The organism is Mesorhizobium sp. M4B.F.Ca.ET.214.01.1.1, from assembly GCF_004791545.1.
Lineage (GTDB): Bacteria > Pseudomonadota > Alphaproteobacteria > Rhizobiales > Rhizobiaceae > Mesorhizobium > Mesorhizobium abyssinicae.
Genome location: NZ_SRUX01000011.1, coordinates 233,351 through 247,705 on the forward strand (window position 1 = coordinate 233,351; position 14,355 = coordinate 247,705).

General features: G+C 65.1%; 11 protein-coding genes. 6 read left to right on the forward strand and 5 right to left on the reverse strand.

Going from position 1 to position 14,355, the window contains the following annotated elements; translation table 11 throughout:
• Nucleotides 1–39 precede the first annotated feature (39 nt).
• From EN857_RS22315 to EN857_RS22330, 4 genes are all read right to left on the reverse strand, one after another.
• Nucleotides 40–492 carry a DUF983 domain-containing protein gene (locus EN857_RS22315; protein ID WP_128347116.1) on the reverse strand — a complete coding sequence of 151 codons (453 nt, stop codon included), beginning with the start codon at nucleotides 490–492 and terminating at the stop codon, nucleotides 40–42.
• Nucleotides 492–2,792, reverse strand: coding sequence for a ribonuclease R (gene rnr, locus EN857_RS22320; protein ID WP_135858393.1), 2,301 nt, complete (start codon nucleotides 2,790–2,792; stop codon nucleotides 492–494). Before rnr ends, EN857_RS22315 begins: the two co-directional genes overlap by 1 nt.
• 3 nt (nucleotides 2,793–2,795) lie before the next feature.
• Nucleotides 2,796–5,402: a type I DNA topoisomerase gene (topA, locus tag EN857_RS22325; protein ID WP_127283341.1), complete on the reverse strand. Its 2,607-nt coding sequence runs from the start codon at nucleotides 5,400–5,402 to the stop codon at nucleotides 2,796–2,798.
• Nucleotides 5,403–5,713: 311 nt separating this feature from the next.
• Nucleotides 5,714–6,091, reverse strand: a complete 378-nt coding sequence (locus EN857_RS22330) for a hypothetical protein (protein ID WP_127283342.1) — start codon at nucleotides 6,089–6,091, stop codon at nucleotides 5,714–5,716.
• Between the two features lie 185 nt (nucleotides 6,092–6,276).
• Here EN857_RS22330 and EN857_RS22335 point away from each other — a divergent pair, with 185 nt between their 5' ends.
• The 5 genes from EN857_RS22335 (at nucleotide 6,277) to EN857_RS22355 (ending at nucleotide 11,911) form a co-directional block, all read left to right on the forward strand.
• On the forward strand, nucleotides 6,277–7,023 hold the full coding sequence (locus EN857_RS22335; protein WP_127392444.1) for a cytochrome c biogenesis CcdA family protein: 747 nt from the start codon (nucleotides 6,277–6,279) through the stop codon (nucleotides 7,021–7,023).
• A gap of 24 nt (nucleotides 7,024–7,047) precedes the next feature.
• Nucleotides 7,048–7,539, forward strand: a complete 492-nt coding sequence (locus tag EN857_RS22340; protein ID WP_245493484.1) for a nuclear transport factor 2 family protein — start codon at nucleotides 7,048–7,050, stop codon at nucleotides 7,537–7,539.
• Between the two features lie 152 nt (nucleotides 7,540–7,691).
• Nucleotides 7,692–9,050 (forward strand): bifunctional UDP-N-acetylglucosamine diphosphorylase/glucosamine-1-phosphate N-acetyltransferase GlmU, encoded by a 1,359-nt coding sequence (glmU, locus tag EN857_RS22345; RefSeq protein WP_127392443.1) that lies wholly within the window; start codon nucleotides 7,692–7,694, stop codon nucleotides 9,048–9,050.
• A gap of 188 nt (nucleotides 9,051–9,238) precedes the next feature.
• Complete coding sequence (gene glmS, locus EN857_RS22350; protein WP_127392442.1) at nucleotides 9,239–11,062, forward strand: glutamine--fructose-6-phosphate transaminase (isomerizing); 1,824 nt, start codon at nucleotides 9,239–9,241, stop codon at nucleotides 11,060–11,062.
• Between the two features lie 93 nt (nucleotides 11,063–11,155).
• Nucleotides 11,156–11,911 (forward strand): DUF502 domain-containing protein, encoded by a 756-nt coding sequence (locus tag EN857_RS22355; RefSeq protein ID WP_127392441.1) that lies wholly within the window; start codon nucleotides 11,156–11,158, stop codon nucleotides 11,909–11,911.
• On the opposite strand, the gene recG is transcribed toward EN857_RS22355, so the two are convergent.
• On the reverse strand, nucleotides 11,863–13,971 hold the full coding sequence (recG, locus tag EN857_RS22360) for an ATP-dependent DNA helicase RecG (RefSeq protein ID WP_128346888.1): 2,109 nt from the start codon (nucleotides 13,969–13,971) through the stop codon (nucleotides 11,863–11,865). The genes EN857_RS22355 and recG overlap by 49 nt on opposite strands.
• 92 nt (nucleotides 13,972–14,063) lie before the next feature.
• On the opposite strand from recG, the gene EN857_RS22365 reads away from it, so the two are divergent.
• Nucleotides 14,064–14,351: a succinate dehydrogenase assembly factor 2 gene (locus EN857_RS22365; RefSeq protein WP_127394212.1), complete on the forward strand. Its 288-nt coding sequence runs from the start codon at nucleotides 14,064–14,066 to the stop codon at nucleotides 14,349–14,351.
• Nucleotides 14,352–14,355 lie beyond the last annotated feature (4 nt).

A 14,355-nucleotide genomic window follows, 5' to 3' on the forward strand; every position in this document is an offset into this window, starting at 1 on the left:
AGTGGCGTTCGGACATCGCCGATTGCGCCAGCCGCGACGTCAGGCCTCGGGGTGATGCTCGATGACGTCCTCTTCGCCGCCGAAGCCGTGCATATAGAGCGCCCATTGCAGGCCGATGACGGCGCCCTTGACCGGCTGCAGCAGCACCACCGCCAGAAGGATGGTCAGCGGCACCCAGATGAGGATGTGCTGCCAGGTGGAGAGCGTGGAGGTCGCCTCGACCCCCATGAACGCGCCAAGCACGATATGGCCGACGATGACCACCACCAGATAGGCGGGCAGGTCGTCGGCGCGGTGATGGTAGAGTTCCTCGCCGCAATGCTCGCATTTGTCGACGGTCTTGACATAGGCGCGGAACAGCTTGCCTTCGCCGCAATGCGGGCAGCGGCCGAGCAGGCCGCGCTTCATCGCCGTCCACAGCGGGCGGGCGACGCGGCCCGAATGATGCTCGCCGCCGAAAACCTGGTCTTCCATCTGCAATTGCCTTGCCATCACCGTCTCCTGCCGCGTGGGCGCGATTGCGACGCGCGGGCGCGGCCCTTGGCCTTGTGAAACGACCGTTTGGAGCCGGGCAGCGGCTTCGGATCGGTCAGCATTTCGAAACGCATCGCGCCGGCCATGGGCGCGACCTCGACCAATCGGACCTCGACGCGGTCGGCAAGCTGGTAGCCCTTGCCGGTGCGTTCTCCGAAAAGCGATCGGGCGGTTTCGTCGTATATATAGTAATCGCCTTCAAGGCTTGACACGGGGATGAAACCATCCGCGCCGTACTGCGGCAATTGGACAAATAGTCCCGCCTTGGTGACGCCGGAGATGCGCGCGTCGAAACGGTCGTCGATATGCTCGGCGAGATGGGCGGCGACCAGCCGGTCGACCGTGTCGCGCTCGGCCGCCATGGCGCGGCGCTCGGTGGCGGAGATCAGCGCCGACACCTCTTCCAGCCGATCGGCTTCCTGCTGCGTCAGGCCGCCCGGGCCAAGACCGAGCGCGGCGATCAGCCCGCGATGCACGATGAGGTCGGCATAGCGGCGGATCGGCGAGGTGAAATGCGCGTAGCGTTTCAGGTTGAGGCCGAAATGGCCGATATTCTTCGGCGAGTATTCGGCCTGGCTCTGCGAACGCAGCACCACCTCATTGACCAGCGCCTCATTGTCGGCGCCGCGCACGCGCTCGAGGATGCCGTTGAACTGTGCGGGCCGCATCTGCGCGCCGCGCGCCAGCGACAGGCTGAGCGTTGCCAGGAATTCGCGCAGCGATTCCTGCTTGGCGAGCGAGGGCGCGTCATGGATGCGGTAGACCAGTGCCTGGCGCTTCGCCTCCAGCGTTTCGGCGGCCGCGACGTTGGCCTGGATCATGAACTCCTCGATCAGCTTGTGGGCATCGAGGCGTTCCGGCACGACGACGCGGTCGACGGTGCCGTCCTCCTTGAGCAGGATCTTGCGCTCGGGCAGGTCGAGTTCCAGCGGCTGGCGGCCGTCACGGCCGCGCTTCAGCACCGCATACGCATCCCATAGCGGCTTCAGCACCGTATCGAGGATCGGCCCGGTCTTGTCGTCGGGCATACCATCAATCGCCGCCTGCGCCTGCGGGTAGGCGAGCTTGGCCGCCGACTTCATCATGACGCGATGGAAGGAATGGCGCAGCTGGCGGCCATCGGCCGCGAACGTCATGCGCACGGCAAGCGCCGGCCGGTCCTGGCCCTCGCGCAGCGAGCAGAGATCGTTGGAGATGCGCTCCGGCAGCATCGGCACCACGCGATCCGGGAAATAGACCGAATTGCCACGCTTCAGGGCCTCGCGGTCGAGCGCGGTGCCGTAGCGGACGTAAGCCGCGACGTCGGCGATCGCAACGGTGACCAGCACGCCGCCGGGGTTCTTCTCGTCGGTATCGGGCGTCGCGAAGACCGCGTCGTCATGGTCCTTGGCGTCGGCCGGGTCGATGGTGATCAGCGGCAGCTCGCGCCAGTCCTCGCGGCCGGCAAGCGCCGCAGGCTTCACCGCATCGGCCTCGGCGATGACGTCGGCCGGGAAGATGTGCGGGATGTCATGCGCGTGGATGGCGATCATCGAGACCGCCTTCTCGCTGGTCAGCGAGCCCAGCACCGCCAGGACCTTGGCGCGCGGCAACCCGTAGCGGGACGCCCGCGCGGGCTCGACCTCGACCAGGTCGCCGTTCCTGGCGCCGTTCTGGAACTCCTTGTCGACGATCAGTTCGGGCTGGCGCCGCTCCACCGGTTCGATGCGCAAGGTGCCGTCCTTGAGGACGCGAAAGACGCCGAGCACGGCATCGCTGCGTTTCTCGAAGATCTTCATCACCCGGCCGGTATAGGCGGGGCCGGCCGGATCGTCGGTCGGGAAGGTCTTGGCGAGCACGCGGTCGCCGATGCCGGGCGCCGGGCCGTTGCTTCCACGCGAAATGCGGATGGAGACGACCGGCGGCGAGCCGGCGCCGCTGTATTCGCTCGGATGCGCCAGGAGCACGCCGTCGCCGTCGCGGCCGAAAATGTCGAGCACGGCGACATGGGGCAGGGCGCCGGCGCGGGTCAGCCGCTTGCGTTCCCTGGTCAGCAGGCCCTCGTCCTGCAGGTCGCGCAACAGATCCTTCAGCCAGATACGGTCGTCGCCGCGCAGCGCGAACGCCTTGGCGATCTCGCGCTTGCCGGAACGGTCCGGATTTTCGGCGATGTAGCGCAGGATCTCTTCGCGCGACGGGCGGTAGTCGTCCCGGACCTTGGCCCTCGTGTCGGCGGTGCGCGGATCGCCGTGGCTTCGTCCGGAGATCCTGCGCGCCACGCCCTATCCCTTTTTCTTGGCCGGGGATTTCTTGGCGGCCGGCTTGCCGGCCGCTGCCGCCTTGCGGAACGGCTTCTTGCCGCCACCGCCCTTGGCTTCCTTCTCGGCGATCAGCGCCAGGGCGTCCTCGACCGTCACCGATTGCGGATCCTTGCCCTTGGGCAGCGTCGCATTGACCTTGCCATAGTTGACGTAGGGCCCGTATTTGCCGTCGCGCACGACGATCTTGCCGCCGCCGTCGGGGTGGTCGCCAAGATCCTTGAGCGCCGCGGGCGTTGCGCCGTTGCGGCCGCCCTTGCCCTTCAACTGCTTCTCCGCAATCACCGAGACGGCGCGATTGAGGCCGATCGAGAACACGTCCTCGATGCTGTCGAGATTGGCGTAGGTGCCGTCATGCAGCACGAAGGGGCCATAGCGGCCCAGCCCGGCCGAGATCATCTTGCCGGATTCAGGGTGCTTGCCGACGTCGCGCGGCAGCGCCAGCAGCGCCAGCGCCTTTTCATGGTCGATCTGTTCGGCGGCCCAGCCCTTGGGCAGGCTGGAGCGCTTGGCCTCCTTGCCTTCGCCGCGCTGGATATAGGGGCCGAAACGGCCGCTGCGCAGCGTGATCTCTTCCGCCGTGTACGGATCCTTGCCGATCAGCCTGGTGCCGTCCTCGCCATTGCCGTTCTCGCCATTGGGATTGGCGGCATCGCCGAGCTGGCGGGTGAAGGAGCATTCGGGATAGTTCGAGCAGCCGACGAAGGCGCCGAATTTGCCGAGCTTCAGCGACAGGTTGCCGGTGCCGCATTTCGGGCAGATGCGCGGGTTCGAACCGTCCTCACGCGCCGGGAACACCAGCGGCGCCAGCTCGTCGTTGAGCGCATCGAGCACGTCGGTGACGCGCAGTTCCTTGATGTCGTCGACCGCGCCGGAAAAATCCCTCCAGAAGTCGCGCAGCACGTCCTTCCAGGCGAGCTTGCCGTCGGAAATCTCGTCGAGCTTTTCTTCCAGCGAGGCAGTGAAATCATATTCGACATAGCGCTCGAAGAAGCTCTCGAGGAAGGCTGACAGCAAGCGGCCCTTGGCCTGCGGCACCAGCTTGCGGCGGTCGATGGTGACGTAGTCGCGGTCCTCCAGCGTCTTCAGGATCGCCGTGTAGGTCGACGGGCGGCCGATGCCCAGCTCTTCCAGCTTCTTGATCAGCGACGCCTCGGAATAGCGCGGCGGCGGCTCGGTGGTGTGCTGGGTGGCGTTGATCGCCTGGCGGGCAAGCTGCTCGCCGGCGCGGATCTCGGGCAGGCGGCGGCTTTCCTCGTCCTCCGCGTCCTCGTCCTTCTGGTCGGTATAGGCGGCGATGAAGCCGTCGAAGCGCACGACCGAGCCGACGGCGCGAAGCTCGGCGGTGCGGGCGCCGTTGACCGCCTCGATCTCGACCGTGGTGCGCTCGATCTCGGCCGGCTGCATCTGGCTGGCGATGGCGCGCTTCCAGATCAGCTCGTAGAGGCGGGCCTGGTCGGCATCGAGATATTGGCGGACCGAAGCCGGCGTGCGCTTGAAATCGGTCGGGCGGATCGCCTCATGCGCTTCCTGGGCGTTCTTGGCCTTGGTCGTATAGAAGCGCGGCTTCTCCGGCAGGTATTTTGCGCCGAATTCGCTGACGATGGCATCGCGGGCGGCGTCGATCGCCTCGGGCGCCATTTGCACGCCGTCGGTTCGCATATAGGTGATCAGGCCGGCGGTCTCGCCGCCAATGTCCATGCCTTCGTAGAGCCGCTGCGCCACCTGCATCGTGCGGGTGGCCGAAAAGCCGAGGCCCGACGAGGCGGCCTGCTGCAGCGTCGAGGTGGTGAAGGGCGGGCCCGGGTTGCGCTTGGTTGGCTTGGCCTCGACCGACAGCGCCTTGAAGGTGGCTCCTTCGAGCATCGCCTTGATGTCGTCGGCCTGCGCCTTGTTGGCGATGTCGAGTTTTTGCAGTTTCTTGCGCTCGAACGCGGTCAGCCGCGCCTCGAAATTCTCGTTGCGCGGCGTGCCGAGGATGGCGGCGATCTGCCAGTATTCCTCGCGGATGAAGCGCTCGATCTCGGATTCACGGTCGCAGACCAGGCGCAGCGCCACCGACTGGACGCGGCCGGCGGAACGGGCGCCGGGCAGCTTGCGCCACAGCACCGGCGACAGCGTGAAGCCGACCAGATAGTCGAGGGCACGGCGGGCGAGATAGGCATCGACCAGCGGCGCGTCGATCTGGCGCGGATTGGCCATCGCATCCAGCACCGAAGACTTGGTGATGGCGTTGAAGACGACGCGGCTGACCGGCTTGTCCTTCAGCGCGCGCTTCTGCTTCAGCACTTCCAGCACATGCCAGGAAATCGCCTCGCCCTCGCGGTCCGGGTCGGTGGCGAGGATGAGGCCGTCGGCGTCCTTGACCGCCTTGGCGATGTCGGCAAGCCGCTTGCCTGAGGCGGTGTCGACCGACCAGGACATGGCGAAGTCCTCGTCGGGGCGCACCGAGCCGTCCTTGGCCGGCAGATCCCGGACGTGGCCGAACGAGGCCAGGACCTTATAGTTCTTGCCGAGATATTTGTTGATTGTCTTTGCCTTGGCCGGCGATTCGACGACGACGACGTCCATGAGGTCTCATATCAGCTATGGGCCAGCGGAAGAATTCCCGCCGCGCGCGACGCGTTCTTTTTCGTCGCTCACATGGCCGTGCTTTTGCAATCGGTCAAGGGCAGGCGGCCAAAATGCGGAGACGTCCGCGGCAATACACTCTTAGAGTGTATGGAGAGGACCACATAATTTCGAGGAGGGCCGTTCGAGCATCGAGCCAGTGGAACGACCCGGTCGATTCGAGCGAGTCGCAAGGCGCGGCAATGGCGGAAACCGGCCGCCGGGTGATCCAGACCTTGTCCGGCGGCCGGCCGATGTCTCGGGGCGGAAATTCAGTCGGCCTTGACGATGTGCCAGACGCCGGAGGCGCCGTCGCCCGTCGCGTCGCCGGCCTTCTTGTCCTTGATGAAGGTGTAGACCGGCTTGCCGTCATAGGCCCACATCTTGGTGCCGTCGGTGCGGTCGACAATCGTCCATTCATCGTCCGCCTTGGCACCGGCCTCGGCCTTCAGGGGCGGCCAGTTGGTGGCGCATTTGTCGTAGCAGTTCGATTTGCCCTTCTCGTCCTTGTCGTAGGTGTAGAGCGTCATGCCCATGGCGTCGGTGTAGATTTTCGTGCCGCCGACCTCGGCTTCCTTCCATGCCTCGGCGGCCTGGGATGCCGTGGCACCGAGTAAAAGCGCGGCCAATCCAGCAATGATCGACTTCATGACAACCTCCCTGTCGTGATCCAAATGAAGCGTGCGGAAATCGCGGCCTCGTTCTGGTCAACGCATTCGTGGCGCCGTTTCTTCCAATTCTTCGAAAGCGGAGCGGCGACTTGCCACGTGATGGTGATTGGCAGACGCGCCTTTGTCTCGCTATATCAGCGCCATAACGTTCTGGAGCACCAGGAATGGCATTGGATATCGGCTATGTCAGCGCGGTCGGAGCGGGGGCGATCTCGTTCCTGTCGCCTTGCGTGCTGCCGCTGGTGCCGCCCTATCTCTGCTACATGGCCGGCGTTTCGGTCGACGATTTCCGCGGCGATGCCGGCGCCACCGCCAGGGCCGGCGCGCGTGGCGCGCTGATTGCATCCTCCATCGCCTTCGTGCTCGGTTTCTCCACCGTGTTTGTGGCGCTCGGCGCCGGCGCTTCGACGATCGGCCGGCTGCTGCGGCTGTGGCAGGAACCGCTGGCGATGGTGGCCGGCGCGCTGATCATCCTGATGGGGCTCAACTTCCTTGGCATCCTTCGCATTCCGCTTCTGTCGCGCGAGGCGCGCTTCCAGTCGCAGGGCAAGCCGGCCAGCCTGGTCGCCGCCTACATTATGGGACTGGCCTTCGCTTTCGGCTGGACGCCTTGCATCGGACCGGTTCTGGGTCCGATCCTGACATTGGCGGGCGGCCGCGAGACGGTGGGCGAGGGCGCGTTGCTGCTCGCCGCCTATTCGCTCGGGCTCGGCATCCCGTTCCTGATCGCCGCCCTGTTTTCCGGCGCCTTCATGCGCTTCCTCGCCAGATTCCGTGTCCATCTCGGTCGCGTCGAACAGGCGATCGGCGCACTGCTGGTCGTCGCCGGCGTGTTTTTCCTGACCGGCGGCGTGCAGAGCGCGTCCTACTGGCTGCTGGAAAATTTCCCGGGCCTGGGACAGTTGGGGTAGCTCTATCGTCCGCAACGCGGAACGATGCCGGAAAGCCCGCGTTGCAGGCTCGTGCGCAAGCGCGACGGTGAGGCGAGAATGGTATCCAGGGCGGATCTGCAAGAGTTCTTCAAGACGTATGAGAAGGTCTACAACGACGCGATCGCGGGCACCGTCGATCTGGACGACGTCGCCGACATCTACTCGACCGGCTTTGTCTCCGTGACGCCGGCAGGGGTCATCGTTGGCGAAAATGGCGCGGAGTTGAAGGACGTCATGAAAAAGGGCTTCGAGGCCTATCGGGCGATCGGCAGCAAGAAGATGATTTGTGCCGATGTCTCGGTGACGCCCATCGACCAGGACCATTGCGTTGCCAAGGTGCAATGGTCGGGCGAGTACGAACGCAAGAACAAGGATCGTCTGACCATCGATTTCGAGGTCAACTATCTTGTAGAAAGACGCGACGGCCGCCTGAAAGTGTTTGGTTGGATCGCCGGCGATGAGCAGGCGGAATTCAGCAAATACGGTCTGTTGTAGCGGTATGTTGTCTGCTGGATCACGCCTTGAGATGCGCTGATCACGAGTGGGCAGATCCGCCGTCTCACCGGAATTTAACCGCATTGGTGCAGCATGGGCGCTGATGCTAGATATGCCTTGATTCCCGACCCTGTTCATATGGTTGCCCTTTCATGAGCCAGAGATCCTGCCTGTCCGTCATCCTTGCCGCCGGCGAGGGCACACGCATGAAGAGCGCGCTGCCCAAGGTGCTGCATCCGATCGCCGGGCTGCCGATGGTCGCCCATGTGGTGAAGGCGGCGGAAGCCGCCGGCAGCGGCGACCTGGCGCTGGTGATCGGCCATGGCGCGGACGAAATGCGCAAGGCGGCGCAGAAATTCGCGCCGAACGCCGAGACTTTCGTGCAGGAGAAGCGTCTCGGCACCGCGCATGCCGTGCTTGCAGCGCGCGCTGCTATATCAAAGGGTTACGACGATATTCTCGTCATGTTCGGCGACACGCCGCTGATCGATCCGGAAGCGCTTGCCGTCGCGCGGCAGAAGCTGGCGGAAGGTGCCGCGGTCGTCGTCGTCGGCTTCCGTCCGCCCAATCCGACCGGCTATGGCCGGCTGATCGAGAAGGGCGGCCGGCTGGTCGCCATCCGCGAGGAGAAGGACTGTTCCGACGAGGAGAAGAAGATCGGTTTCTGCAATGCCGGAATGATGGCCGTCGCCGGCAGGAGCGCGCTGGAGCTGCTCGACAAGGTCGGCAATGCCAATGCCAAGGGCGAGTTCTACCTGACCGACATCGTCGAGATCGCCGGTGCCAAAGGCCTCGATGTGGTGGCGACGGAAGCCAGTTTCGAGAGCGCGCTCGGCATCAACAACCGGGCCGAGCTTGCCGAGGCGGAAGGCATCTGGCAGGCGCGCCGGCGGCGCGAGGCTATGCTCTCAGGGGTCACCCTGATCGCGCCCGAAACGGTTTATTTCTCGCACGACACCGAAATCGGCGCCGATACGGTGGTCGAGCCCAATGTCTGGTTCGGCCTGGGCGTCAAGATTTCCACCGGCGCCACGATCCATGCCTTCAGCCATATGACGGGCGCCACAATCGCGGAGAACTGCGAGGTGGGACCGTTCGCGCGGCTGCGGCCGGGGACAGATCTCAGGAAAAAGGCCAAGGTCGGCAATTTCTGCGAGGTCAAGCAGGCGACCGTCGAGGAGGGCGCCAAGGTCAACCACCTGACCTATATCGGCGATGCGCGCGTGGGTGCTGCCGCCAATATCGGCGCCGGCACCATCACCTGCAATTATGACGGCTACTCGAAATTCTTCACCGACATCGGCGAGGGCGCCTTTGTCGGCTCGAATTCCTCGCTGGTGGCGCCAATCACGATAGGCAAGGGCAGCTACATCGCCTCCGGCAGCGTCCTCACCGAAAACGTGCCCGACGATGCGCTGGCCTTCGGCCGCGCCCGCCAGAAGACAATTCCGGGCAAGGGCAAGGAAATACGCGAGCGTTTTGCTTCGGCCGCGGCGGCGAGGAAAAAGTGAATTCCGTCAGACCGGTGGCCTGAAAAGGCGAACGATTGCAGTAATCGGATTGCAAGAGCGGTCTGTCATGGTGCATGCGTAAAAATGACCGTTCCGGTGACACGGAACGAAACGCAAAGTGACTTTCACGGCAGGCCGGCAATCCCTAGATAACGCTGGTTTTCCATGGGGAATCGGGGGTAACGGCCATGTGCGGCATCGTCGGAATTGTCGGCCAACAGCAGGTGGCGCCGCTCATCGTCGACGCGCTGAAGCGGCTCGAATATCGCGGCTATGACTCGGCCGGCGTCGCTACGATCGAGAATGGCGAGCTCGGCCGCCGCCGCGCAGAGGGCAAGCTGGTCAACCTCGAGCGCCGGCTGAAGGAAGAGCCGCTCGACGGCACGATCGGCATCGGCCACACGCGCTGGGCCACCCATGGCGTGCCGAACGAGACCAACGCGCACCCGCATTTTTCCGACGGCGTCGCCATCGTTCACAACGGCATCATCGAGAATTTCGCCGAATTGCGCGACGAGCTCACCCGCGACGGCTACAACTTTTCCTCGCAGACCGATACCGAGGTCGTCGCGCATCTGGTGGCGCGCGAGCTTGCCAAGGGGCTGAAGCCAGTCGAGGCCGCGCACCAGGCGCTGAAGCGGCTCTCAGGTGCGTTCGCGCTGGCGATCATGTTCAAGGGCGACGAGGACCTCATCGTCGGCGCTCGCAACGGCCCGCCGCTCGCCGTCGGCCATGGCGATGGCGAGATGTTCCTCGGCTCCGACGCCATCGCGCTGGCGCCCTTCACCAACTCGATCACCTATCTGGAGGACGGCGACTGGGCGGTGGTGCGCCGCAACGAGGTCGCCATCTTCGACATGGACGGCAACAAGGTCGACCGCAAGCGCCAGCAGTCGCTGTCGACCGGCTTCATGGTCGACAAGGGCAACCGGCGCCATTTCATGGAAAAGGAAATCCATGAGCAGCCGGAGGTGATCTCGCACACGCTGGCGCATTATGTGGATTTCGTCTCCGGCGTCTCGAAGCCGCTGGAACTGCCGTTCGATTTCGCCAAGATCGGCCGGCTGGCGATCTCGGCCTGCGGCACCGCCTATCTCGCCGGGCTGATCAGCAAATACTGGTTCGAACGCTATGCGCGGCTGCCGGTCGACATCGATGTCGCCTCGGAATTCCGCTATCGCGAGATGCCGCTGTCGTCGAACGACGCGGCCTTCTTCATCTCGCAATCGGGCGAGACCGCCGACACCCTGGCCTCGCTGCGTTATTGCCGCAAGGCCGGCATGAAGATCGGCGCGGTCGTTAACGTGCGCGAATCGACCATGGCGCGCGAGTCCGATGTGGTGCTGCCGACGCTGGCCGGGCCCGAGATCGGCGTCGCCTCGACCAAGGCCTTCACCTGCCAGCTGTCGGTGCTGGCGTCGCTTGCGGTGCGGGCGGGCGTGGCGCGCGGCACGATCTCGCGCGACGAGGAGAAGGCGCTTGTGCGCGAGCTCTCCGAGGCGCCCCGCTTCGCCAACCAGGTGCTCAAGCTGGACGGCCAGATCGAACGCATCTCGCGCGAGCTCTCCCGCTATTCGGATGTGCTTTATCTTGGCCGCGACACCAATTTCCCGCTCGCCATGGAAGGCGCGCTCAAGCTCAAGGAAATCTCCTATATCCATGCCGAGGGCTATGCCGCCGGCGAACTGAAGCACGGGCCGATCGCGCTGATCGACGAGAACATGCCGGTGATCGTCATCGCGCCGCACGACCGCATCTTCGAAAAAACGGTCTCCAACATGCAGGAGGTGGCGGCGCGCGGCGGCAAGATCATCCTGATCACCGACAGCAAGGGCGCGGCGCAGGCGAGCATCAAGACGATGGAGACGATCGTGCTGCCCGACGTGCCGGAAATCATCTCGCCGATCATCTACGCGCTGCCGATCCAGATGCTCGCCTATTTCACCGCTGTGTTCATGGGCACCGACGTCGACCAGCCGCGCAATCTGGCGAAATCGGTGACGGTGGAATAGGCGCTCGCCAACGCACGCTCTTTAAAAACTTCGCAGTTCCAAACCGCGTTGTGGTTCACTAATGTTGCGGCGCAACCTGCGCTGCGGTGATCCATGTCCGACGCCCCGAAGACCTCAGGCATGACCCGGCTCAGGAACTATTTCCTGACGGGCTTCATCGTTTGCGCGCCGCTGGCGATCACCGCCTATATCGCCTGGTCCTTCATCGGCTGGGTCGATTCCTGGGTGAAGCCCTATATCCCGCTGCGCTACAGCCCGGACACCTATCTGCCGTTTCCGGTGCCCGGCTTCGGTCTCATCGTCGCGCTGGTGCTGATCACGCTGATCGGCTTCATGACCGCCAACATCGTCGGCCGCGCCATCGTCAATTTCGGCGAGCGGCTGCTTGGCCGCATGCCGCTGGTGCGCGGCATCTATCGCTCGCTGAAGCAGATCTTCGAGACGGTGCTGTCGAACAAGGGCGACATGTTCCGCCAGGTCGGGCTGGTCGAATATCCGCGCAAGGGCGTCTGGTCGCTGGTCTTCATCGCCAGCGAGAAGGAAACCGAGATCAACCAGAAGCTCAATCATGAAGGCGACCCGCTGATCGCCGTGTTCATGCCGTGCACGCCGAACCCGACCACCGGTTTCCTGATGTATGTGCGGAAATCCGAGATCGTGCTGCTCGACATGACGATCGAAGACGGCGCCAAGCTGATCGTTTCGGCCGGTCTGGTGGCGCCGGAGGTCAAGACCAAGCTCGTGACGTTGAACGGCGAGCAAATCGAAGGCTCGCTTGCCAATCCGGCGCTTGGGGCCGCTCAACCAGCGCGCAACAAACGCACCGCCTCGTCGCGGCCGAACAGGTAAAGCAGCAGGCGCAGCGCCTCGCCGCGCTCGGACTGCAGTTCCGGATCGCGCGACAGGATCAGACGGGCATCGTCGCGTGCGGCTTCCAGCAGGTCGGCATGGGCCTCGATGCGCGCCACCTGGAAACCGGGGGTGCCGGACTGGCGGGTGCCCAGCAATTCGCCTTCGCCGCGCAGCTTGAGATCCTCCTCGGCGATGCGGAAGCCATCCTCGGTCTCGCGCATCACCGACAGGCGGCGTTTCGCCGTCTCGCCGAGCGGATCCTTGTAGAGCAGCACGCAGGAAGAGGGCTTGTCGCCACGCCCGACCCGGCCGCGCAACTGGTGGAGCTGGGCAAGGCCGAAGCGCTCGGCATGCTCGATGACCATGATCGTGGCGTCCGGCACGTCGACGCCGACCTCGATGACGGTGGTTGCGATCAGGATGCGCGTCTCGCCCTGCTTGAAGGCGCGCATCGCCTCGTCCTTCTCGGCGCCCTTCATGCGGCCGTGAACCAGCCCGATGCGGTCGCCGAACAGCGGCTTCAGCGAGGCAAAGCGATCCTCCGCCGACATCAGCTTGATCTCCTCGGATTCCTCGACCAGCGGGCAGATCCAGTAGATCTTCTGGCCATCGGCGACGGCGTCGCGCATGCGGCCGACCAGCTCGTCCAGCCGCTCCAGCGGCAAGGTGACCGTGCGGATCGGCTGGCGGCCGGCCGGCTTTTCGGTGAGCTTGGAGACGTCCATGTCGCCGAAGGCGGTCAGCACCAGCGTGCGCGGGATCGGCGTTGCCGTCATCACCAGCATGTCGGGCGCGTCGCCCTTGGCGGTGATCGCCAGCCGCTGGTGGACGCCGAAACGGTGCTGCTCGTCGACGACGGCCAGGACGAGATCGTGGAACGCCACCGATTCCTGGAACAGGGCATGCGTGCCGACGACGATGTCGATCTCGCCGCTGGCCAGCCCAGCCAATGTCTCGGTGCGTTCGCGGCCCTTCTCGCGGCCGGTGAGGATGGCGGTGCGCAGGCCTGCCTTTTCCGCCAGCGGCGCGATGGTCGCCAGATGCTGACGCGCCAGGATTTCGGTCGGCGCCATCAGCGCCGCCTGGCCGCCTGCCTCGACGGCGCGCGCCATGGCAAGCAGTGCTACGACCGTCTTGCCCGAGCCGACATCGCCTTGCAGCAGCCGCAGCATGCGCTCGGGGTCGGCGAGGTCGGCAAGGATTTCGGCGAGCGCAAATTCCTGCGACGGGGTGAGCGAGTAGGGGAGCGCTTCGCGCAGCTTTTCGACGATGCTGCCGTCGCCGGTCAGCGGCCGGCCGGACAGGCGGCGGATCCTGGCTCGCACCAAAGCGAGCGAGACCTGGCCGGCGAGCAGCTCGTCATAGGCGAGGCGTCGCCACGCCGCCCCCTCTATGGCGACGTCGATCGGGTCCGCCGGATAATGGATGCGGGTGAGCGCGTCGGCGAAGGCGGGAAAGGTCTGGCGGCGCATGAAGGCGTCGTCCTGCCATTCCGGCAGTTCCGGCAAGCGGCCGAGCGCCTGGCCGATGGCGCGGCGCAGCACTTTGCCTGAGAGACCGGCGGTGAGCGGATAGACCGGTTCGACCAGCGGCAGGTTTTCGGCCTCGCCGGCGAGCGCGATATGGTCGGGGTGGACCATGGTCGGGCGGCCGTTGAACCACTCCATGCGGCCCGAGATGACGACGTGCTCGCCCACCGGCATCGATTTTTCGAGATAGGAAGCATGGGCATGGAAGAAGGTCAGTGCGATCTCGCCGGTGTCGTCGTGGGCGTAGACACGGTACGGCACCGACCGGTTGCCGCGCGGCGGCGGCTGGTGGCGGTCGATGCGCACGTCGAGCGTGACGATCGCACCTTCGGCGGCGAGCGCGATGCCCGGTCGGTTGCGGCGGTCGATCACGGTGTGGGGCAGCACGAACAGAAGATCGCCGGCGCGCGCGGCGCGGTCGCCGAGATCGGCGGCCACGACCTTCTCGATCAGCAGGCCAACCTTCGGCCCGACGCCGGCAAGCGAGGTGATCGGGACGAACAGCGGATCGAGGAGGGAGGGACGCATGATGTCAGCTTATGTCGCGACGGCCATTGCGCAAGGCTGACACCGCGCTCTATCCACGCTATATGCGCCGCTTCAGACAGGGACGCGGCGCCATGACCGGAACGAAACGATCAAGCGAGGGGCTGGATGCCCGCCGCCGCAAGCTCCTGTTCCGCTCCTGGCATCGCGGCATGCGCGAGATGGACCTTATCCTCGGCTCCTTCGCCGATGCCGAGATCGGCGCCTTGACCGGCGAGGAAATCGACCAATATGAGAGGCTCCTCGACATTCCCGACACCGAATTCCTGCCTTTGATCACCGGTGAGCGCCCGGTTCCGCCCGATATCGATTGCGCGGTGCTGCGAAAGATCCTGGCGTCGCGCCACACCATGACATTTTGAACGA

What these genes read in the sequence shown, in the direction of transcription:
- glmS (WP_127392442.1), top strand. Translation starts at nt 9,239, where the DNA reads ATGTGCGGCATCGTCGGAATTGTCGGCCAACAGCAGGTGGCGCCGCTC.
- EN857_RS22335 (WP_127392444.1), top strand. Translation starts at nt 6,277, where the DNA reads ATGGCATTGGATATCGGCTATGTCAGCGCGGTCGGAGCGGGGGCGATC.
- EN857_RS22315 (WP_128347116.1), bottom strand. Translation starts at nt 492, where the DNA reads ATGGCAAGGCAATTGCAGATGGAAGACCAGGTTTTCGGCGGCGAGCAT.
- EN857_RS22355 (WP_127392441.1), top strand. Translation starts at nt 11,156, where the DNA reads ATGTCCGACGCCCCGAAGACCTCAGGCATGACCCGGCTCAGGAACTAT.
- EN857_RS22340 (WP_245493484.1), top strand. Translation starts at nt 7,048, where the DNA reads ATGCCGGAAAGCCCGCGTTGCAGGCTCGTGCGCAAGCGCGACGGTGAG.
- topA (WP_127283341.1), bottom strand. Translation starts at nt 5,402, where the DNA reads ATGGACGTCGTCGTCGTCGAATCGCCGGCCAAGGCAAAGACAATCAAC.
- recG (WP_128346888.1), bottom strand. Translation starts at nt 13,971, where the DNA reads ATGCGTCCCTCCCTCCTCGATCCGCTGTTCGTCCCGATCACCTCGCTT.
- EN857_RS22365 (WP_127394212.1), top strand. Translation starts at nt 14,064, where the DNA reads ATGACCGGAACGAAACGATCAAGCGAGGGGCTGGATGCCCGCCGCCGC.
- glmU (WP_127392443.1), top strand. Translation starts at nt 7,692, where the DNA reads ATGAGCCAGAGATCCTGCCTGTCCGTCATCCTTGCCGCCGGCGAGGGC.
- EN857_RS22330 (WP_127283342.1), bottom strand. Translation starts at nt 6,091, where the DNA reads ATGAAGTCGATCATTGCTGGATTGGCCGCGCTTTTACTCGGTGCCACG.